This window comes from Microbulbifer sp. ALW1 (assembly GCF_009903625.1).
Classification (GTDB): Bacteria; Pseudomonadota; Gammaproteobacteria; order Pseudomonadales; family Cellvibrionaceae; genus Microbulbifer.
The window spans coordinates 2,486,366-2,505,838 of record NZ_CP047569.1; the positions used below are offsets into that span (position 1 = coordinate 2,486,366).

Consider the following 19,473-nt stretch of genomic DNA (forward strand, 5'->3'; position numbering starts at 1 on the left):
TGTTAAAAAGGTGTTCATCTGCGTTGGCGACACCCCTTTTTCAATGATTCTGGTCGCGAGTTAAAACCGAGTTAAAGCATTGGTACAAGTCAGAAAAAATTATCCGCGATTGGCAGACGGTACCCTGGATAGGGAGGCCTGGCTGCGCCACATTCAGGCGATGGCCAAGCTGGACGGTGGCACCCTGGTAACGCTGCGCAAAGCCGTTGAAATGAGCGAAGAGGCGGAGCAGAAAGCCATTGAGGCGGAAAACATCTGGGCCGAAGGCACCAGTAGTTTCCTGACCGGCCTCGAAATGGTGGAAATTCTCGCGGACCTGCAGATTGATGGTGAGGCGCTGTGCGCGGCCATGCTGTATCGCGCCGTGCGTGAGAAGCGCCTGTCGTTGAGCGGCGTCGAATCGGAAATGGGCGAAACCATCGCCAAACTGATTCGCGGCGTGCTGCAGATGGCGGTAATTCGCAACCGCAGCGCAGATACCGGTGAGGAAAATCAAAGCGGCGCGGTCGAAGAGCACTCGGAGAATATTCGCCGTATGCTGGTCGCGCTGGTCGACGACGTACGCGTAGCGCTGATCAAGCTCGCCGAGCGCACCTGTGCCATCCGCGCGGCCAAGAAAGCGGATGATGCCAAGCGTCGCCGGGTAGCGCGTGAAGTGGCCGACGTATACGCACCCCTGGCGCATCGCTTGGGTATCGGGCACATCAAGTGGGAGCTCGAGGATCTGGCATTCCGCTATCTCGAGCCCGATGACTATATGCAGATCGCGCGGCTGCTGGACGAAAAGCGCCTGGCGCGGCAGGAGTACATTGATGATGTACTCAGCTTGCTGCGCAACGAGCTTGACAAGGCCGAAATCGAAGGGGAAGTGTTCGGTCGCGCCAAGCATATCTACAGTATCTGGCGGAAGATGCGCCGGAAGAATATTGGTTTCTCCCAGGTTTATGACATCCGTGCGGTGCGTATCCTGGTTCCCACTGTGCGCGATTGCTATGCGGTTCTCGGGATAGTCCACAACCTGTGGCGCAACATCCCTAACGAGTTTGACGATTACATCGCCTCGCCAAAAGACAATGGTTACCGTTCACTGCACACCGCGGTGATTGGCCCGGACCGGAAAGTGCTGGAAGTCCAGATCCGTACCTTCACCATGCACGAAGAGGCCGAATACGGTGTCTGTGCCCACTGGCGTTATAAAGGTACGGATAAGAAATCCGGGCAACTGGAAGGCCAGGACGGTTACGAGCAGAAAATTTCCTGGCTGCGCCAGGTACTCGACTGGCACGAAGAGGTGGGTGGTAACCCGCTGCAGGAAGACCTGCAGGCCAGCGACGTGGACACGCGAATTTATGTGTTTACCCCGGACGGGCACGTGGTTGACCTTCCGCGAGGAGCCACCCCACTGGATTTTGCCTACCGAATCCACACTGAAATCGGCCATCGTTGTCGCGGTGCCAAAGTGGACGGGCGCATAGTGCCCCTGAACCACGAACTCCAAACCGCAAATCAGGTGGAAATTCTTACCGGCAAGCGGGAGGCGCCCAGCCGTGACTGGATTTCCCGCAGTATGGGGTATATCACTACCTCCCGGGCCCGAGCCAAGGTCATTCACTGGTTCAAACAGCAGGCGCGGGACCAGAATGTGGCCGAAGGGCGCACCATTCTCGACGGTGAATTCAAACAGCTGGCGCTGGCGGACTTCGATTTCGGGAAGCTCGCGAGAAAGCTCAATATGCACTCCCTGGACGACCTGTATGCGGCGGTTGGCGCTGGCGATATTGGGGTCGGGCAAGTGTTGAACGCCGCCCAGCGCATGGTGAAAGTCGTACAGGGAGAGCCGGTACTTTCCCTGACCGCGCCGGTAGCCCGCGAGGGGCAGGCAGATGTGTATATCGATGGTGTCGGCAACCTGCTGACCCACATTGCGCGCTGCTGTAACCCGGTACCCGGTGATGAAATCATGGGGTATATCACTCTCGGACGGGGAGTTTCCATCCACCGTAAAGACTGCGCCAATATGCTGCGAATGCAGTCGGATGAGCCGGAGCGAATTCTGCAGGTGGAGTGGGCGGAAAAGCCCAGTGAAGTCTACGCGGTGGAAATCATGGTCGAGGCGTACGACCGCCACGGGCTGTTGCGGGATATCACCGCCATGCTGGACAGTCAGCGGATCAACATCACGGCAATGGAAACGCGCTCCAACAAGCATAAGCACACGGTAGATATGGTGATTACCGCAGAAATCCACAATTTTGAAGAGCTCAGCCACGTGCTGCACCGCATAAACCAATTGCCCAATGTGGCTTCGGCCAAGCGGCGGATTCTGCATTGATCCCGAATCTATTGAGTTTTTACCATCCGCATCGTTTGTGCACCGATGCCCGCGACGCGGCTGAAACCGGAATTGAGCAGGGGCTATGAAACAGCGCTATACCGTTGAAGACCTCGAATACTTGATGTCGCGGCTGCGCGACCCTGAGAGCGGTTGTCCTTGGGACCTGAAGCAGAGTTTCGCCAGTATCGTGCCTTCCACGATTGAGGAAGCCTACGAGGTGGCGGAAGCCATCGAGCGGGAAGATTTTGAGCACCTGAATGAAGAGCTGGGTGACCTCCTGTTTCAGGTGATTTTTTACGCCCGCCTGGGCAGTGAAAACGGCTATTTCGATTTCGCCCGTATTGTTGACACCCTGGTGCGCAAGCTGGTGCGTCGCCATCCCCATGTCTTCCCTTCGGGCGACCTGCATGGCGATAACCAGACTGCGGATATTGATGAGCAGCAGATCAAGGAAAACTGGGAGGCCATCAAGGCCGCCGAGCGCGAGGCGAAAGGCGAAGACGGCACCCTGGGTGGCGTTGCGGTGGGCTTACCCGGTTTGACACGAGCGCTAAAGCTACAAAAACGCGCAGCGGGGGTGGGATTTGACTGGCCGGATATTGGCGGTGTGCTCGACAAAATCTCAGAAGAGGTGGAAGAGCTGCGAGCGGCAATCCAGGCGGGCGATACGGAACACGCAAAAGAAGAGCTGGGCGATCTATTGTTCGCCTGTGTAAACGCGGCCCGACATCTGAAAGTCGATCCGGAATCGGCACTGCGGCAGTGTAATCGAAAATTTGAGCGCCGGTTTACGTTTGTGGAAACCCGGCTCAAGGCCTGTGATCGCCTGCCCACAGATGCCTCTCTGCAGGAGCTGGATCAATTGTGGGAAGCCGCCAAGGCGGAGGAGAAAAGCTGAACCCCGGAGATGTTGGGGTCAGCTTATTCGGATGCGGTTGTCACAATCCCCCCGGTTTTCGAATTGAGTCACGTTTTCCAGCGTCAATTTCGCGATGTTCGAAACGGCCTCCTGGGTAAAAAAGCCCTGGTGTGCGGTAACCAATACGTTTTTGAAGGTCAGCAGTCGCGCGAACTGATCATCCAGCAGCATGCGGTCGGAGTGATCGTCAAAGAACAGGGGCGCTTCGTCCTCGTAAACATCCAGGCCCAGCAAACCTATTTTTCCTGATTTCAGTCCGGCAATGGCGGCCGCCGTATCGATGACCGGTCCGCGCGCGGTATTGATGAGTCCGGTACCCGGTCTCATTTTATCGATGGCATGCGCATCAATCAGGTGATGGGTTGCGGGCAGCAGCGGGCAGTGCAGAGAGATGATATCGGCTGTGGCGAGCAGCTCTTCCAGTGGGACATAGACCAGACCAAGGGCCTTGCACTGGGGGTTTTCTACCGGATCCGAGCCCAGTAGTTTGCAGCCAAACCCGTGCATGATGCGCGCAAAGCAAAGCCCGATTTTCCCGGTGCCGACAATGCCGACGGTTTTGCCATGCAAATCAAACCCCATAAGTCCACTGAGTGCATAATTGCCTTCGCGGATCCGGTTCTGCGCAGAGTACAGGTGCCTGACCAAACTGAGTAGCAGCGCGGTAGCGTGTTCGGCGACCGCGAACGGAGAATAGTCGGGTACATTGGCGACCAGGATGCCAGCATGATGCGCCGCTTCAAGGTCAACGTGATTGAACCCCGCAGATCGCAGGGCCAGCATTTGGACACCCTGTTGCGACATCTGCTGTATTAGTTTGTCGTCTACCGGGTCATTTACGAATAGGCTCACCACCGGCGCGCCCCGGGCCTGGGGCAGGGAGTTACTGTCCAGGTGAGCGTCAATAAATACCAGTTGGTGGCGGCATTGCTGGTTGTGCTGGGCCAGATATTGTTTGTCATAGGGTTTGGCGTTGAACACAGCGATTTTCATGGAGCAGACCTGCGAAATAGCGTGAATGCAAAGTAGCCATGACTGGATGGTTTTACCAATTTGGTATACCAGTTTTGTCGCAGGGTACTAGGCGATGCCACAGGTGTTGCCGCTCGTGGCTGTGGGATGTGGCCCGGTAACTAGTACCGGTAACTAGTCCCGGTACAAAAGATGGATTGCGGGAGTGGCTGGTTTGCACTGCGGGCCCGGCTGATTTGCACTAAAGGAAGCGGAATGCTGCAGGCCCCAGACTTGTCCTGCTAGTGGGCAAAGTGTAAGGTAGCGCTCTTTTTATCACGGGGGGCAGAGTCGCCTCTCGGCATGATCTGGAGATTATCTGTTTATGCGAATCATACTTCTGGGCGCACCCGGCGCCGGAAAGGGCACTCAGGCCCAGTTCATCACCGAGAAGTTTGGAATTCCTCAGATTTCTACTGGAGACATGCTTCGTGCAGCTGTGAAAGCGGGCACACCTCTTGGCCTGCAGGCAAAAGACATTATGGCTGCGGGCAAACTGGTTTCTGACGACCTGATCATTGCCTTGGTAAAAGAGCGTATCGCGCAGGCGGATTGTGCCAATGGATTCCTGTTCGACGGTTTCCCCCGTACCATTCCCCAGGCCCAGGCACTGCTGGATGCGGACGTGGCCATTGACCATGTTCTGGAAATTGCGGTTGATGACGAAGAGATCGTCAAACGCCTCTCCGGTCGCCGTGTGCACGAAGATTCCGGCCGTGTTTACCATCTGGTTTACAACCCGCCGAAAGTCGAAGGTGTGGATGATGTTACCGGGGAAGCGCTGGTGCAGCGTGCCGACGATACGGAAGAGACCGTGCGCAACCGCCTGAATATTTACCACGAGCAGACCGAGCCACTGGTCGGCTTCTACCGTGAGCTGGAGCAGCGCGCTCCGGAAACGGCGCCCAAATACAGCAAAGTAGAGGGTGTTGGTTCAATGGACGATATCCGCGGGAAAGTGTTGTCAGCCTTGAGCTGATCCTGGCGCTTTCCATCCAAAGGCTCCTTCGGGAGCCTTTTTGCTATCTGGCATTTGTATCTGCGAAAAAGCGGCCGGGACCCCGCCTTGATTGTTTGTGTCAATGTGGCCGTATAGAAACTCTTGGGGATTCTGCTAAATACTTTTGCGCCGCTATCTGAAATACTCTCGCCCGTAGCAAACTGAGAAAAGCCCCCTGAAGTGTGAAACTGGAGTACGGACGAATATGGCTCACGCGATCATTCTGATGAACCTGGGAACGCCAGCCGAACCAACCCCGGGTGCGGTTCGACAATTTCTCAAAGAGTTTCTGTCTGATCCCCGGGTGGTTGAAATTCCGAGACCACTTTGGCAACTGATTCTCAACCTTTTTGTCTTGCCCCTGAGGCCAAAGCGAATTGCGCCTGCTTATGGGGAAATCTGGAATCACGGGCTGGATGGCGAGGCGGTGACCGGTTCACCCATTACCTATTACACCCAGCGGCAGGTTGCTCTTCTCCAGCAGCGGTTAAACACAGTAACCGGATCGCAATCAGGAGAGCAGGGTGCTGGTCGCCCATTGGTCGTTGCCCACGCAATGACTTACGGAGCCCCGGGCCTCGCCGATACCGTTTCCCGCCTGCAGGCGGAAGGGGTGACGGCTTTTACGGTTTTGCCCCTCTACCCACAGTATTCCGCCACTACTACCGGCGCCATTTACGATCAGGTGGCGGCGATCATCCGCCAATCGCGCAACGTGCCGGATATTTCGGTGGTGCATGACTACTGGGAGCACCCGCTCTACATTGAGGCATTGGCCAACTCGGTGCGGGAGCACTGGAAGCAGCATGGCGCGGCGGAAAAGTTGCTGATGTCTTTCCACGGTATTCCCAAAGCAAACACCCGCAAGGGAGATCCCTACTACCAGCAGTGCTGTGGCACGGCCGAGCGGCTTGCCTCGGCATTGGCATTGCCAGGGGAAAAATGGGAAATAACCTTCCAGTCCCGCTTTGGCAAGGCGGAATGGTTGCAGCCGTATACCGATAAAACCCTGGTGGAGTGGGGGCAGAATGGGATTTCCAGTGTGGACGTGATCTGCCCGGCATTTTCCGCAGATTGCCTGGAAACGCTGGAAGAAATTGCGGTAGAGAATCGCGCTAACTTTATCGATGCCGGTGGTGCTGAGTACCGTTACATTCCTGCGCTGAACGCACGGGCGGACCATATCGAGGCTATTGCAGCGATTGCTTTGTCTCGCGTACCGGCTGCCGCGGTCGAGTAATATTTCTCTTGCGATTTCCTTTGGCCCATCAGAATTTTCCTCGAATTCCGTAAAAAATCCGGTGGGCCTGTTAAAAAACCAAAATTTTTAAAAATATTGGTTGTTTTTGTCTGTTTTTTCTTGCAAACCCTCTTTTTTTTATTAACTTTGATACAGCCGTGTCATTTTTAATGACTGGCAACTCTCGATTCCCCTGTTCCAGGTATGACTTGCTCTGATTTTGGTTGTTCGTTTTGGGCCGAAGGCTTCTTTATCAGGAGCGATTTTCTGGCACCGAATTGACCCGACAACGGGAAGCACAGGTTCTGGAAATTTCCGGCACATTGGAAAAAGGGTGATTTGAGGGATATCGCAATTCCCGGCCGCAGTTAAAGACCGGATCAATCGGGGTTGCTGGTCGGCACACACTTCTGTGTTCAGAGTGACTTCTTTTACTGAGAAAGAGGAGACAAGGGATGGCTCGAGTCGCAAAGAAAAAGGCCAAGGCAAAGCGCGTAGCAAAGTCTAAACCGGCAGCCAAAGCCGCTACCACTGCATCACCAGTGGTCACCAAAGCGCAGAAAGCGGTTGATTCTGCTGCAAAGGCGTTAGACGCACAGCTGGATCGCGTTGGTAAAGCCCGGGCAAGGGCGCAGAAAACCGGATCAGCGGCAGCGAAACAATCGCTGACTTCGGCCAATGCAAAATTGAGAGAGCAGCGGGCAAAGCTAGCGGAAGCCAAATTAGGGCTGGCCAAGGCCAGTGCCATGGATGCGGTGCGTCAGGCCGAGGCCGCAGCCAAGAAAAAAGTCGAGGATATGGCAGCCAAACTGTCTGCCAAGGCGGATAAAGAGCTTGCGAAGGCGCTGAAGGCATTTGAAAGCCGCTGGAAAAAGACCCGTGCCAAGGCCGATGCCAAGAAAGTTAAGTCGGCAGAGAAGAAAGCAACGGCAAAAGTGAAAGCTGCGGCGAAAAAAGCGGCCACCAAAGCCAAGGCAATGGAGAAAAAGGCCGTAGCCAAGGCCAAAGCCGCGGCGAAAAAGGCTGCCAAGCAAGCCAGTAAGAAAAAGGCGGTGAGGAAGTCCGCGGCCAAGAAAGCAGTCGCCAAGAAAGCGGCTGCTAAAAAGACCGCTCCCAAGAAAACGGCTGCCAAGAAAGCCGTTGCCAAGAAGAGCACCGTGAAAAAGTCACCGGGCCGCCCTAAAAAAAAGGCAGCCACTAAAACCGCGGCAGCCAAAAAGGCGCCGGGACGCCGCGGCCGACCGCCGAAGAAAGCGTGACACGCTCCCCAGGTCGCCAGGCCTGATATGGCACCTGGGGCAGGTTGCGCACCTGTCCTGTCAGCCTGGTTCCCGAGTCTGCCAAGCCCCGGCTTTTCGCCGGGGCTTTTCTTTTGGTCGGCAGGGCCGGGTTGCCGGTTGCGTTTACCGCTGGGCGTGACACAATTCGCCACCAGTTCCTCGATCCGGGGTACCACGCTTTCTTCTGATCTCACCAATACGGGTCTTATTCGTTGAAATTTCTGGCTGTTGATACCACCTCCGGTGCCTGTTCAGTTGCTTTCTATAGTGACGGCCAGGTCTGGGAGCAGTTCGTGAAGGCGGAGCGGGATCATACTCGCCGTCTGCTGCCCATGGTTGAGGCGGTGCTGGCAGAGGGGCAGAGCAGCCTGTCGCAGCTGGATGCCCTTGCCGTAAGCCGCGGGCCCGGCTCATTTACCGGATTGCGTATTGCAATCAGTTGCGTGCAGGGCCTGGCATTTGCCGCAGACAAGCCTGTAGTCCCGGTATCCAGCCTTGCGGCCATGGCAGCGGGTGCGGCTCGTGTCCACCCGGATTGGCGGGGTGCACCGGTACTCGTTGCGCTGGATGCGCGGATGCAGGAGGTTTACTGGGGGCTTTACGATACAGGCGAGCCGGGCAGAGCACTGCTTGAAGACGCGGTGTCCAGCCCTGAACAGGTGGTCTCTGCGTTACGGGCGGCGGGATATACTCTGCCGGCGGACGCCAAGGCCTCCGAAGGCCAGTTTTATGCCGCCGGCCCCGGCTGGCAGTATCCGCAACTGGCGGCACTGAATGTTAAAGCGTTGGCTCTGGATTCGGATATTCACGCGCAGGATATTGCGGTCCTGGCCGCCGATCTCTGGCAGCGGGGCGAGCAGGTTGCCGCCCAGGACATTGAGCCAGCCTATTTACGCAATGAAGTCACCTGGAAAAAGCGCGAGCGGATTCGCCCGCGTTAAGCCCAAATAGCTGTTGCATCGAAAATAACCAGCTGAATCGAAAATAATCAGGCCTGATACGGGCTTATACCGGCAGTAGTAACCCGAATGGAAACTCTTCATATCATCATTCTTTCCCTGATCCAGGGAATCACTGAATTTTTGCCTATTTCCAGCTCAGCACACCTGATTCTACCGAACCAGGTACTCGGGTGGCCGGACCAGGGGTTGGCGTTTGATGTGGCGGTGCATTTTGGTTCTCTGATCGCGGTGCTGGTGTATTTTCGTAAAGATGTCTGGCACTTGATCCGCGATGGGCTGGGTGGTTTCAAAGGTGGCCAGTTTACGGACGAAGGGCGTTTGGCATGGCTGATTGTGCTGGCAACGATTCCTGCGGGCCTGGTGGGGCTGGCATTCAAAGATTTTATCGAGACCCACTTGCGTTCCTCCACGGTAATAGCTGCGACGACCATTCTTTTTGGCCTGCTACTGTGGTGGGCAGATGTGCGTGGTGAACGTCGGGACGACATTGGCAAACTGAACTGGAAAAAGGCGCTGATGATTGGTGCCGCCCAAGCCCTGGCACTGATTCCAGGTACTTCGCGCTCGGGTATTACCATGACGGCGGGCCTGATGCTGGGGATGAAACGGGAGGCGGCGGCACGTTTCTCATTTCTGATGTCGATACCGGTCATTGCCCTCAGCGCACTATTGCTGACCATGGAATTACTCGATACCCAGTTTGTTCCCTGGGGGAGTATTTTCCTCGGCGTGATCCTTTCCGGTATCAGCGCTTATCTTTGTATTCATTTTTTCCTGCAATTTATCAGCCGTATTGGTATGGCTCCCTTCGCCATTTACCGGTTGTTGCTGGGTGCGGCACTGATTTGGCTGATTCTCGCCAATTGACCCCGCACTTGTCCCAAACTGGCGGCATAACCAAACAATTTGATCAGAGGTACTGATGGCACGCTCAGCGAATACTACGGTTGCATTTATTGGCCTCGGCGTCATGGGCTTCCCCATGGCTGGCTACCTTGCCAGGGCTGGTTATCAGGTTCGGGTATATAACCGCACCGCCAGTCGCGCCGGCGAGTGGCTGGAAACCCATGCCGGTGAGGCATTCGCGACTCCGGCAGAGGCTGCGCAGGGTGCCGAATTCGTATTTGCCTGTGTAGGCAACGATGACGACCTGCGGCAGGTAACCGAGGGGCCGGATGGTGCCTTTCAGGGAATGGGGCCGGGCAGTGTGTTTGTGGATCACACCACGGCTTCCGCCAATGTGGCGCGAGCGCTGGCTGCGGAAGCTGAACAGCGCGGAATTGGATTTCTGGATGCACCGGTATCCGGCGGCCAGGCGGGAGCGGAGAATGGCGCGCTGACGATTATGGTGGGCGGTGACCCGGTACTCTTCGAACGTGCGAAACCATTTCTGGACTGTTACGCCCGCGCAATGAATTTGCTCGGGCCGGTAGGCAGTGGGCAGTTGTGCAAAATGGTCAACCAGATCTGTATTGCCGGTCTGGTGCAGGGCCTGTCTGAAGGTCTGCATTTTGCCCGCGCCGCGGGGCTGGACCCCGAGCAGGTGGTTGAGGTGATATCCAAGGGTGCCGCGCAAAGCTGGCAAATGGAAAACCGCTACAAAACCATGCTGGCGGGAGAGTATGAGCACGGCTTTGCCGTGGACTGGATGCGCAAAGATCTCGGGATAGTGCTGGATGAGGCCCAGCGCAATGGCGCATTGCTGCCGGTGACTGCGCTGGTGGATCAGTTCTACAGCGAGGTGCAGGCGCTCGGAGGCGGCCGCTGGGATACTTCCAGTTTGTTTGCGCGCCTGACCAATGTACGGGATTTCAGCTGAGTATTTGAGTCAACCTTTCAGGTACATTTTGTGAAAGTGCTTTTGCTTTCCGCTTATGATGCCGACAGCCACAAGCGCTGGCGGCGTGGCCTGGTGGCCGCAATTCCCCAGTGGCAGTGGACGGTTCTCACACTGCCACCACGCTACTTTAATTGGAGAGTACGAGGTAACAGCCTCAGCTGGGGGCGTGGAGAAGCCGCGACCGTCCTCAAGCAACCCTGGGACCTGGTCGTTGCCACGTCGATGACGGACCTGTCTGCGCTCAGGGGGCTGGTGCCGGAACTGGCCCGCATACCTACAGCGGTCTACTTCCATGAAAACCAGTTTGATTACCCACGCAGCGAAGATGCGATCGACTCTGTGGAACCGCAACTACTGAACATCTATACCGCGCTCTGCGGCGATTTGCTGCTGTTCAATTCCGAGTACAACCGCACCACCCTGCTGGAGGGGGCGCAGGAACTCCTGCATAAATTGCCGGACCATGTGCCCAAGGGGATCTGCCGGGAAATTGCGGAAAAATCCCGGGTATTACCCGTTCCACTGGAAAATGCCGCCTTTCAGGTGCCCCAGGAAAGGTCGCAACACCCGACGTTCATCTGGAATCACCGTTGGGAGTACGACAAAGGTCCGGATATTCTGCTCGCCGCACTGCGTCGCTTCGGACGTGAAGCGATCCCCTATACCCTGCATGTGGTTGGGCAGCAATTTCGTCGCCAGCCGGCGGAGTTTGCCCATATCAAGAAGCTGCTGGTAAAGCAGGGCGCCCTGGGTGCCTGGGGGTACCGGGAGAGCGTGGCCGAGTACCGCCAGTTGCTGGGGAGCAGTCACGGGGTGATTTCCACCGCGCGCCACGACTTCCAGGGGCTCGCGGTGCTTGAGGCCGTAGCTGCTGGGTGTCAGCCGCTGGTGCCGGACAACCTTGCCTACCCGGAATGGTTCGGGCGGGGCGGTTGGCGTTACTCCGATGATGTGGAGTCCTGTGCGGCGAACCTGTGTACGGCGATGGTGCGTTGTGCGGAGCGGGCGCAATCCGCGGCAAAAGCGCGGTTGCCGGATGTTTCGGGGATGAACTGGGAGCAGATGGCAGCAGAGTACCGCGACGTACTGGCGGAATGTAAGGCTGGGCGAGGTCCGACCTGATCCGCGATGGGATAGGACCCAAGCCGTACAACCACTGGCAGGAAACGGGTATCATTCGCCCTTCTGATTCATCGTAGCGATAAATAGCAGATAGAAAAGCAAGGATTTATGAGCAAGCAGCGCGTTCTTACCGGCATTACTACCACCGGCACACCACACCTGGGTAACTACGTGGGCGCCATTCGCCCGGCCATTGCCGCCAGCCAGGAAGAAAGTAACCAGTCTTTCTACTTTCTGGCGGACTACCACGCGCTGATCAAGTGCCAGGACCCGGAGCAGGTACACCAGTCCACGCTGGAGATTGCCGCAACCTGGCTGGCGCTGGGCCTCAATACGGACAATGTGGTTTTCTATCGCCAGTCGGACATTGTGGAAATTCCCGAGTTGACCTGGCTGTTGACCTGTCAGGCGGCCAAGGGACTGATGAACCGCGCGCACGCGTACAAGGCGGCGGTAGATGCAAATCGGGAAGACGGCCAGGATTCCGATTTCGGTATCACCATGGGGCTCTACAGCTATCCCATCCTGATGGCCGCTGACATCTTGATGTTCAATGCCAACAAAGTGCCGGTGGGTAAAGACCAGATCCAGCACATCGAAATGGCACGGGATATCGGTCAGCGATTCAATCACCACTATGGTGAACATTTTGCACTGCCGAAAGCGGTGGTCGATGAGCATGTGGCTGTGCTGCAGGGGCTGGATGGCCGCAAAATGAGCAAGAGCTACGGCAATACCATTCCGCTGTTTTTGCCAGAAAAGCAGTTGAAAAAACATATCAACAAAATTAAAACCAACCTGCTTGAGCCAGGTGAGCCAAAAGACCCGGATACTTCCACCGTATTCCAGATCTGGCAGGCCTTCGCTACCCCGGAGCAGACCGCGGAGATGCGTAAGGCATTCGAAGAGGGGATTGCCTGGGGCGAGGCCAAGAAGCAGTTGTTTGAGCTGATCAACGGTCAGGTTGCCGAGGCGCGTGAGCGTTACAACGATTTGCTCGCGAACCCGGCGCAAATCGAAGTGGAACTGGAGAAAGGGGCAGAAAAAGCCCGTGCTTACTCCCGTCCTTTCCTGGCCAAGCTGCGCGAAGCCGTAGGTATCCGCAAAATCGGCTGATTGCCTGTATCGGCTGATTGCCTATGGCAGGCCGGGCTCGCCTTCTGCGAGCCTGGCCGATCGATGTAAGCTCAATCCTTGTCCTTGCGGCCCACTGGCCATCCCTCCCGTTGACTGCCTCGTTCGCCATCGCTCTCATCCGTTTGATCGTGAAACAGGTGAACCTGGGTCTCGAACGGCATATCAATACCGGCATCGTCCAGCGCAATTTTTACCGCGTGTATCACCCTCGCTCTCACGTGGGTCACGTCGGATTGCTTTGCATGGGTCCACCAGCGTGCGCGGATACTGACCCAGCTGGCTGCCAGTTCCCATGGAAGGGCTTCCGGGGCTGGCTCTGAAAGCACGCCTTCCACCTGGTGTAATGCCTTGCAAATAACGGCACAGGCTTCCCCGATATCGTCGCTGTAACCGATGCCAATGTCGTAATCCGTGCGTCGTGCGGCATGCGCCGTTTTTACCAAAATGGCGTTGGTGTAAATGTCGCTGTTGGGGATGACTACCCGCTGCCCGTCGTAGGTATCAATCATGGTGGCACGGGTCTCAATTCGGCAGACAGTGCCTTCATAGTCCGCGACTTTAATCTGGTCACCGACTTCAAAGGGTTGCCTGATCAGAATAAGAAGTCCCGCCAGCCAATTTTGCAGAATGTCCTTGAAGGCAAAACCAATCGCAACCGAGCCGACGCCGAGGCCGGCGATAAGGTCCCCGGGTTTAAGGCTGGGCATGACAATTGTGGCAGCCAGTAAAAACCCCAGCAGTATCAGGCTCCATTTGACCAGCCCTCCCAGCATGTCGCCGAGGTTACTGCGCTGCCGTCGATTCAGCTGGCGCCGAATCAGGAAACGGGCAAGGCTGCCGAGAACAAAGAAGACCAACAGTACAACCAGTGCAACGGTGAAGTTAGGTATCAGCGTGATGGCACCATCCACCCAGCGGTCTACCTGGTCGATGGCGGCACTGTAGTCGGCATTGATTGTCGCATTGGCGATTTTGCTGTCGCTGTCGCTTTGCTGTTGAGCGTCTTGCATGATGGCGAAAATCGACAATCTGGAGAGAGCCTACCCGGGATCGCGCAAGCGAATTTTCAACAGGAAATTGGCGCTTTCGCCTTTTTCCGCGGCGGACTCCATCAGGTAAACCAGAACCTTGTAGGTGCCGTCCCGGGGCAGGGTGACGGAGTAGCGCGCGTGTAGCCCGTGTCCTTTATGCAGTGCGCGGGGTGCCGCGGGGGCGGTTATATGATAGCTCGCCTGTACATTGTTACTGCGCAGGTCCAGCTCCAGAGATTGCCCGGTGCGGGCGTCAATCAGGTATTCAATGGCGTGATGACCCTGGATAGTGTCTGAGATGCGGGCGCTGCGGGGGTTGCCTGCGCTCTTCGGGAGCCCGGAGGAAATGGGGCCGGTGGCGGTGCCGGAGCCTTCTGCTGTGGATCGGGGTTCTGCGAGTTCGACCTTCTCCTGGCGAATACTACTGTTAGCAATTGCCGGGGCAGCGCCAGCGGCGAGCGCAAACTGCCCCAAAAGTGGCCAGATATTGGCGAGTACCAATAGTAGCCAGAGTGTCAGTCGGACTGGTTTCTGCACTGAATTTCCCGATAAATCTGCTTATTACATTGCCTGGTGTCTGCCTTAAGCCACTGATACGCCAGCCACTGATACACCGTCGAAAAGAGATAGCTAGTCATTGTTGCCGGGCAGACACTGGCCGGTAAGGCGTCCAGTGTAGTTTGCAGACCGGGTGATTGGTCGTTGCGGCCTTAATGGGGCCTTAATGGCTGCTCCTGGTACTGCCGTTGTCACCATCAATATCCACCCGCAGTTTGTAGTCCGCGGTTTCATTGCGGCGGGCGGCACTGCGCATCATGTAAACCTGAATGGTGTAGGTGCCGTTGGCTGGTAACTCAGTAGCGAAGTGGTTTCCTGTGGTCGAGCCGATAAAAATGGCGGCATCTCCGGGGCCGGTGCCCGGGGCGAAGACATTGAAATAGGTGGCGGAGTGGCTCGTCTGCAATTTCACGTCCATCCACTGACCGGCCCTCGCGGTGACCTTGTAGTTCACGGTCTGGTAACCGGTAATGCTGCTGGTAACGGAGGTTCCGGTGGCGCCTTTGGCGAACTGCAGGGTTTCGGTGCGGCTATCATCGGCGAGACAGCCGAAACTGCCTGCCAGCAGGCAAATAAACCCCATGATCGGTGCGTACTTCATTCTCGCGTCCCCTGTATCTGGAAATAGGCAGTGAAATGGCAGCTTGAACTTCAGTGTAGATCAGCGCCAGGTATCGGGGGAGATCGGAAGGCTGTTACTGATGTTGGTGTTCGGCAATTGGTTTGAGTGCTTCCACAAAGCGTTGCGGATTATCCGGAGTCACCAGCAGTGTTGAAGCGGGCCGGCGAATGACCACCGAGTGCGCGGCGCTGGTGGCAAAGGCGCGGTAACGCCCCAGCTTCTGGTTGCGAAACAGGCCGATATAGCCGAAGTAACCCCCGTTGCCGAACAGTCGAATGGAGCCTTTCATGGCGTCCGGCTCATGGGTCACCGATTCGATTTCACCCAGTGATATACGCGTACTCCAGCCGAGTCGCCGGACAATCAGGTCGTTACCTTGCAGGCGGTATCCGCGCACGGTAAATACCGCGCAGAGCAGGAGCAGAGCGAGCGGCAGCCAGATGCCCAATTGATAGGTACTGGGGGCATGGGCCGGTGTGTTTATTTGCAGGATCACGCTGGTTCCCACAAGAAACAGGCTGGTCAGGGCCGTTATCCAGCGCAGCTGGCGACTCCAGGGGGCAGAGAACTCGATGCGGGGAGATATCTTGGGCGGCGTTGGCATGCTGAATTCCGAAGCGCTTGAGTCGCTTATTAGTATTAACGGGTTAGTGATATTCCTCGAGAGTGTAGCGAGGTTACCTTGGCGGTGGAATGGCAAGTCATTGCCGGTAGATTCGACTGCCGAGAGGCTGCCGGTATTGCTATACTCCGCCCGCTTTGAGCCGTACCACTTTTCTGGAGACCTTCATGTCAGATTCCATGTCAGATTCACTTTGCGATATCGGTTTTATTGGCGCGGGCGTCATGGGGAAAAACCTGATCCTCAACCTCGTGGACAACGGATACCGCGTGTGTGCTTTTGACCTGGATCACGGCCGCCTGGAAGCGCTGCTGGAGCAGGATGCCAAAGAGCGGGGCGACCAGCCGGCGCGGGTGGAGGTGTGCAATTCCTACACCGAACTGCTGTCACGGGTGAAAGCGCCGCATCTGGTGATTCTCTCTGTGCCGGCGGGCGCGCCCGTGGATGACGTTTGCAACAAATTGCTGGACGCCGGCCTGCAGGCGGACGATATCGTGATCGATACCGGCAACAGCCTCTGGACCGACTCTGTAACGCGCTGCAAGCGCTACGAAGGCAAACTGATCTTCTTCACCACGGCGGTATCCGGTGGCGAAGTCGGCGCGCGCTTCGGGCCTTCCCTGATGCCCAGTGGCGACCGCTATGCCTGGGCGCGCATCGAGCCGGTGTGGCATGCAATTGCCGCCAAGGTAGATCCGGCCACGGGCCAGCCCATCGAGCGGTTTGAGCCGGGCAACCCCGTCAAAGAAGGTGAGCCCTGTGCGGCTTACATCGGGCCTATCGGTTCCGGCCACTTTGTGAAAATGGTGCACAACGGCATCGAATACGCGGATATGCAGATGATCTGCGAAGTCTATGACGTGATGCGTAGTGCCCTGGAGATGACACCAAAGGAAATTGCCGCAGTCTTCCGCGACTGGAATAAAGGCGTGCTCAACAGCTACCTGATCGATATCAGTGCGGAGGTACTGGATACCCTGGACTCGGAAACCGGCAAGCCGCTGGTAGACGTGATTCTCGATCGCGCCGGTCAGAAGGGCACCGGCTTGTGGACCGCGGTGGGTGCCTTGCAGGTCGGTTGCCCGGCGCCGAGTATTGCGGAAGCGGTGTTTGCGCGCTCGCTTTCCACTCGCAAGGTGCTGCGCGGCCGTGCGGCAAAAAAACTGGTTGGACCGTCAGTTGCTGCCGTGCCGCAGGACAAGCGGGATGAGGTAATCGCGCAGCTGCACGATGCTTTGTACTGCGCAAAAATCTGCGTTTATGCGCAGGGCTTCGATCTGATGAAGCTCGCGGCCCGCGAGCAGGGCTGGGAACTGAACTTTGCAGAAATCGCCCGCATTTGGCGCGCCGGCTGTATTATCCGTGCGGTCTTCCTGCAGTCCATCAGCGATGCCTATGAGCGGGATACCAAGTTGTCCAATTTGTTGCTGGATGATTTCTTCATCGAGCAGATCGCCAGCCACCAGGGCAACTGGCGTCGGGCCGTGGCCGATGCCACCATTGGCGGGATTCCGGTGCCGGCGTTGTCTTCGGCGCTCAGTTACTACGATGCTTTCCGGCGCGAATCACTGCCGGCGAACCTGCTGCAGGCCCAGCGCGATTTCTTTGGCGCGCACACCTTTTCACGGGTCGATAAACCTGAGCAGCAGAAATACCATGTGTTGTGGAGTGAGCCGGGACGGCCGATCAAGAAAATTCATTGAGTGATACACAAAAAAGGCCGCTTTATAGCGGCCTTTTTTAGAAGTGTGTAGCTGCCCAACGGGGCTCTTTTATTCAGCTTTTTTAAACCACTTCTTCCACTTCCGCAGCCAGTTGCTGTTCGCTATCGGCGCGGGTAGCGCGGGCGACTATCTCGTCGACGCTGGCTGTATCGGTGTTGAGCCCGCCGAAGGCCACCAGTAGGTCCTTTAACAGTGCCGAGATTTCCAGGGTCATTACCGAGAATTCGATATCGAAGCGCTGGGCGGCATTGTCGGCATCGGCGTTATCGGCCTTCTCGGTCACTTCGTCGCTGAACTTGAGGCGCTTGATGGCCAGCTGATCATCTACCATCAGTTCCACACCTTCGCGCCAGACCAGCCCCAGTTTGTGCACCTGCATACCGGCGACCAGGTGATTGTGGATTTCCTCCGCACACAGGTCCTGGTTTTTGCAGCGAATGACACTGCCCGATTCCTGCGGGTCGCGCAGCTCGCACTCGTGGCCGAACTCGAAATTGGCGGGGGCCTCCGGGGCGGTCAGCCAGTGGGTCATGGATTGCTGGGGAATGTTTTTGGCGGTTACTGGTACTACCGACAGGCTGCTGATGGCCTCCCGAAGGTTCTCCAGTAGTTCCTCCGCGGCCTTGGCCGAAGAGGCGTTCACCACAATCCAACCATCTTTGGGGTCGATATAGGCAAATTGCAGGCGGGAGCGCGCGAAGGCTTTCGGGCGCATTTCCAACAGTACCTCGTCTTTGAGGTTCTGCCGCTCCTTGCGGCCGACACTGCGGGCTTCTTTTTCGGAAATGGCCAGGGCCATTTCTTCCACCTTCTCATTCACTACCGCCGCGGGGATCACTTTCTCCTGCTTCTTCGCGCACACCATCAGGTAGCCGTTGGCGGCGTGGACCAGCTCGCTGCCGTGGCGCCCCAGGGGCGGTACCCAGCCGTAGCGGGCCATATCCTGGCTGCCGCAAGGCGTGAAAATGTCCGGCTCGAGCATTTCGTTCAATTGCTCGGCGGATAGGGAGAATTCGCGGGTGAGGCGGTAGACGCGCAGGTTTTTAAACCACATACAGCAGGCCAGTCGTCGATTTGAAAATTTGGCCGCGCATTATGCGATGTATGCAACGCGGGAACCAGTCTAAGTCGGGACCAGTGGTTCCCGGTTACGGTGCGCGCGGCCGGTGAATAGCTGGACGAAATTTCTACAGGTTAATACTGCCGTCCTGGCTCTGCGCATAGACGGTGTAGGGCAGCATGACGGTGTCGGTGGTGGCCGACAAAAGGCTGTCAACTAGGTAGACACCGACCATTGGGAGAAAGTAAATGGAGCTTCCATTGGAGTTGAGTTTGCACATATTGTAGGCAACGCCACTGTACACCCGGGGCACACTGACACAGCCTGTATTCTGTCGTTTCAGATTTCGTGCTATTTCCGAGTCGGAATTGGTCAGCGTGGTCACCGTGCCGCAACCCGACAGCAATACAAGGGATGTTAAAGGAGCAAGATACTTCACAGGGCTTCCTTTCTTTATTGGTATCGAAGTTCCGACACTGTTAGTCAAATTATGTTCACGATTTTCGGGGTCTTCTGTTTAATCTGCGGCCAGTGGTGCAAATTCGCCCCGGGTCAGCTGCAGCAGATCTTTTGGAGCCAGTTCAATCTCCAGGCCCCGCCGGCCGGCACTGACAAAGATGGTGGCTTCCGATTCGGCAGAGCAGTGCAGGAAGGTGGGCAACTGCTTTTTCTGTCCCAGTGGGCTCACGCCACCGAGTACATAACCCGAAGAGCGCATCACGGCGTCTTTATCTGCCATTGCGGCTTTTTTTACACCGGCGGCCTTGGCGATCAGCTTCATGCTGAGTTGGCTTTGCACTGGAACTATCGCAACGGCGAGGGACTTCCCATCCAGGCTCACCACCAGTGTCTTGAATACGCGCGCGGGCGCGAGCGACAGTTTTTCTGCCGCTTCGAGACCATAAGATGGGGCTGACACATCGTGCTGGTACTCGTGCACCTGGTAACAGATCCTGGCCTTTTTAGCCGTATTGATCGCTGGAGTCATAAAGCGGCGCTACCTGTTGTTT

Annotated in this window: 19 protein-coding genes; 11 read left to right on the top strand and 8 right to left on the bottom strand. The window is 56.7% G+C overall.

Annotated elements, in window-relative coordinates:
- The first annotated feature begins 79 nt into the window (after nucleotides 1–79).
- On the top strand, nucleotides 80–2,332 hold the full coding sequence (relA, locus tag GRX76_RS10315; protein WP_160153227.1) for a GTP diphosphokinase: 2,253 nt from the start codon (nucleotides 80–82) through the stop codon (nucleotides 2,330–2,332).
- Between the two features lie 85 nt (nucleotides 2,333–2,417).
- Nucleotides 2,418–3,233, top strand: a complete 816-nt coding sequence (gene mazG, locus GRX76_RS10320; protein WP_160153228.1) for a nucleoside triphosphate pyrophosphohydrolase — start codon at nucleotides 2,418–2,420, stop codon at nucleotides 3,231–3,233.
- A gap of 18 nt (nucleotides 3,234–3,251) precedes the next feature.
- On the opposite strand, the gene GRX76_RS10325 is transcribed toward mazG, so the two are convergent.
- Nucleotides 3,252–4,247 (bottom strand): 2-hydroxyacid dehydrogenase, encoded by a 996-nt coding sequence (locus GRX76_RS10325; RefSeq protein ID WP_160153229.1) that lies wholly within the window; start codon nucleotides 4,245–4,247, stop codon nucleotides 3,252–3,254.
- 343 nt (nucleotides 4,248–4,590) lie between these two features.
- On the opposite strand from GRX76_RS10325, the gene adk reads away from it, so the two are divergent.
- The 8 genes from adk (at nucleotide 4,591) to GRX76_RS10365 (ending at nucleotide 12,825) form a co-directional block, all read left to right on the top strand.
- Nucleotides 4,591–5,244, top strand: a complete 654-nt coding sequence (gene adk, locus GRX76_RS10330) for an adenylate kinase (RefSeq protein WP_160153230.1) — start codon at nucleotides 4,591–4,593, stop codon at nucleotides 5,242–5,244.
- A gap of 226 nt (nucleotides 5,245–5,470) precedes the next feature.
- Nucleotides 5,471–6,505 (top strand): ferrochelatase, encoded by a 1,035-nt coding sequence (gene hemH / locus GRX76_RS10335; RefSeq protein WP_160153231.1) that lies wholly within the window; start codon nucleotides 5,471–5,473, stop codon nucleotides 6,503–6,505.
- 455 nt (nucleotides 6,506–6,960) lie between these two features.
- Nucleotides 6,961–7,764 (top strand): hypothetical protein, encoded by an 804-nt coding sequence (locus tag GRX76_RS10340; protein WP_160153232.1) that lies wholly within the window; start codon nucleotides 6,961–6,963, stop codon nucleotides 7,762–7,764.
- Between the two features lie 233 nt (nucleotides 7,765–7,997).
- Entirely contained in the window at nucleotides 7,998–8,726 is a 729-nt protein-coding gene (tsaB, locus tag GRX76_RS10345) for a tRNA (adenosine(37)-N6)-threonylcarbamoyltransferase complex dimerization subunit type 1 TsaB (protein ID WP_160153233.1), read from the top strand.
- Between the two features lie 87 nt (nucleotides 8,727–8,813).
- Nucleotides 8,814–9,614 (top strand): undecaprenyl-diphosphate phosphatase, encoded by an 801-nt coding sequence (locus GRX76_RS10350; protein ID WP_160153234.1) that lies wholly within the window; start codon nucleotides 8,814–8,816, stop codon nucleotides 9,612–9,614.
- Between the two features lie 55 nt (nucleotides 9,615–9,669).
- A complete protein-coding gene (locus tag GRX76_RS10355) occupies nucleotides 9,670–10,566 on the top strand; it encodes an NAD(P)-dependent oxidoreductase (RefSeq protein WP_160153235.1) in 897 nt (298 codons plus the stop codon).
- 30 nt (nucleotides 10,567–10,596) lie between these two features.
- Nucleotides 10,597–11,709 (top strand): DUF3524 domain-containing protein, encoded by a 1,113-nt coding sequence (locus GRX76_RS10360; protein ID WP_236250319.1) that lies wholly within the window; start codon nucleotides 10,597–10,599, stop codon nucleotides 11,707–11,709.
- A 108-nt stretch (nucleotides 11,710–11,817) separates the two neighbouring features.
- Nucleotides 11,818–12,825 carry a tryptophan--tRNA ligase gene (locus GRX76_RS10365; protein ID WP_160153236.1) on the top strand — a complete coding sequence of 336 codons (1,008 nt, stop codon included), beginning with the start codon at nucleotides 11,818–11,820 and terminating at the stop codon, nucleotides 12,823–12,825.
- 71 nt (nucleotides 12,826–12,896) lie between these two features.
- Here the strand turns inward: GRX76_RS10365 and GRX76_RS10370 are convergent, their stop codons facing one another.
- From GRX76_RS10370 to GRX76_RS10385, 4 genes are all read right to left on the bottom strand, one after another.
- Entirely contained in the window at nucleotides 12,897–13,856 is a 960-nt protein-coding gene (locus tag GRX76_RS10370; protein WP_160153237.1) for a mechanosensitive ion channel family protein, read from the bottom strand.
- A gap of 30 nt (nucleotides 13,857–13,886) precedes the next feature.
- Nucleotides 13,887–14,414, bottom strand: a complete 528-nt coding sequence (locus GRX76_RS10375) for a hypothetical protein (RefSeq protein ID WP_160153238.1) — start codon at nucleotides 14,412–14,414, stop codon at nucleotides 13,887–13,889.
- 184 nt (nucleotides 14,415–14,598) lie between these two features.
- Nucleotides 14,599–15,036: a DNA breaking-rejoining protein gene (locus GRX76_RS10380; protein WP_160153239.1), complete on the bottom strand. Its 438-nt coding sequence runs from the start codon at nucleotides 15,034–15,036 to the stop codon at nucleotides 14,599–14,601.
- 94 nt (nucleotides 15,037–15,130) lie between these two features.
- Nucleotides 15,131–15,661, bottom strand: coding sequence for a PH domain-containing protein (locus tag GRX76_RS10385; protein ID WP_160153240.1), 531 nt, complete (start codon nucleotides 15,659–15,661; stop codon nucleotides 15,131–15,133).
- Nucleotides 15,662–15,846: 185 nt separating this feature from the next.
- Between GRX76_RS10385 and gndA the strand changes: the two genes are divergently transcribed.
- Nucleotides 15,847–17,382, top strand: a complete 1,536-nt coding sequence (gene gndA / locus GRX76_RS10390) for an NADP-dependent phosphogluconate dehydrogenase (protein ID WP_236250320.1) — start codon at nucleotides 15,847–15,849, stop codon at nucleotides 17,380–17,382.
- A gap of 82 nt (nucleotides 17,383–17,464) precedes the next feature.
- Here gndA and rdgC read toward each other — a convergent pair whose 3' ends face one another.
- From rdgC to ybaK, 3 genes are all read right to left on the bottom strand, one after another.
- Nucleotides 17,465–18,457 (bottom strand): recombination-associated protein RdgC, encoded by a 993-nt coding sequence (rdgC, locus tag GRX76_RS10395; protein ID WP_160153241.1) that lies wholly within the window; start codon nucleotides 18,455–18,457, stop codon nucleotides 17,465–17,467.
- Nucleotides 18,458–18,590: 133 nt separating this feature from the next.
- The gene (locus GRX76_RS10400) at nucleotides 18,591–18,902 is read right to left on the bottom strand and encodes a YceK/YidQ family lipoprotein (RefSeq protein WP_160153242.1); all 312 of its coding nucleotides are present in this window, start codon (nucleotides 18,900–18,902) and stop codon (nucleotides 18,591–18,593) included.
- A 78-nt stretch (nucleotides 18,903–18,980) separates the two neighbouring features.
- A complete protein-coding gene (ybaK, locus tag GRX76_RS10405) occupies nucleotides 18,981–19,451 on the bottom strand; it encodes a Cys-tRNA(Pro) deacylase (protein ID WP_160153243.1) in 471 nt (156 codons plus the stop codon).
- Nucleotides 19,452–19,473: the final 22 nt, after the last annotated feature.

Bases quoted from the DNA above. Each gene is read 5' to 3' on its own strand.
- GRX76_RS10370 (WP_160153237.1), bottom strand. From the start codon at position 13,856: ATGCAAGACGCTCAACAGCAAAGCGACAGCGACAGCAAAATCGCCAAT.
- rdgC (WP_160153241.1), bottom strand. From the start codon at position 18,457: ATGTGGTTTAAAAACCTGCGCGTCTACCGCCTCACCCGCGAATTCTCC.
- GRX76_RS10380 (WP_160153239.1), bottom strand. From the start codon at position 15,036: ATGAAGTACGCACCGATCATGGGGTTTATTTGCCTGCTGGCAGGCAGT.
- ybaK (WP_160153243.1), bottom strand. From the start codon at position 19,451: ATGACTCCAGCGATCAATACGGCTAAAAAGGCCAGGATCTGTTACCAG.
- GRX76_RS10355 (WP_160153235.1), top strand. From the start codon at position 9,670: ATGGCACGCTCAGCGAATACTACGGTTGCATTTATTGGCCTCGGCGTC.
- GRX76_RS10325 (WP_160153229.1), bottom strand. From the start codon at position 4,247: ATGAAAATCGCTGTGTTCAACGCCAAACCCTATGACAAACAATATCTG.
- mazG (WP_160153228.1), top strand. From the start codon at position 2,418: ATGAAACAGCGCTATACCGTTGAAGACCTCGAATACTTGATGTCGCGG.
- GRX76_RS10340 (WP_160153232.1), top strand. From the start codon at position 6,961: ATGGCTCGAGTCGCAAAGAAAAAGGCCAAGGCAAAGCGCGTAGCAAAG.
- GRX76_RS10385 (WP_160153240.1), bottom strand. From the start codon at position 15,661: ATGCCAACGCCGCCCAAGATATCTCCCCGCATCGAGTTCTCTGCCCCC.
- hemH (WP_160153231.1), top strand. From the start codon at position 5,471: ATGGCTCACGCGATCATTCTGATGAACCTGGGAACGCCAGCCGAACCA.
- adk (WP_160153230.1), top strand. From the start codon at position 4,591: ATGCGAATCATACTTCTGGGCGCACCCGGCGCCGGAAAGGGCACTCAG.
- GRX76_RS10365 (WP_160153236.1), top strand. From the start codon at position 11,818: ATGAGCAAGCAGCGCGTTCTTACCGGCATTACTACCACCGGCACACCA.
- GRX76_RS10350 (WP_160153234.1), top strand. From the start codon at position 8,814: ATGGAAACTCTTCATATCATCATTCTTTCCCTGATCCAGGGAATCACT.
- gndA (WP_236250320.1), top strand. From the start codon at position 15,847: ATGTCAGATTCCATGTCAGATTCACTTTGCGATATCGGTTTTATTGGC.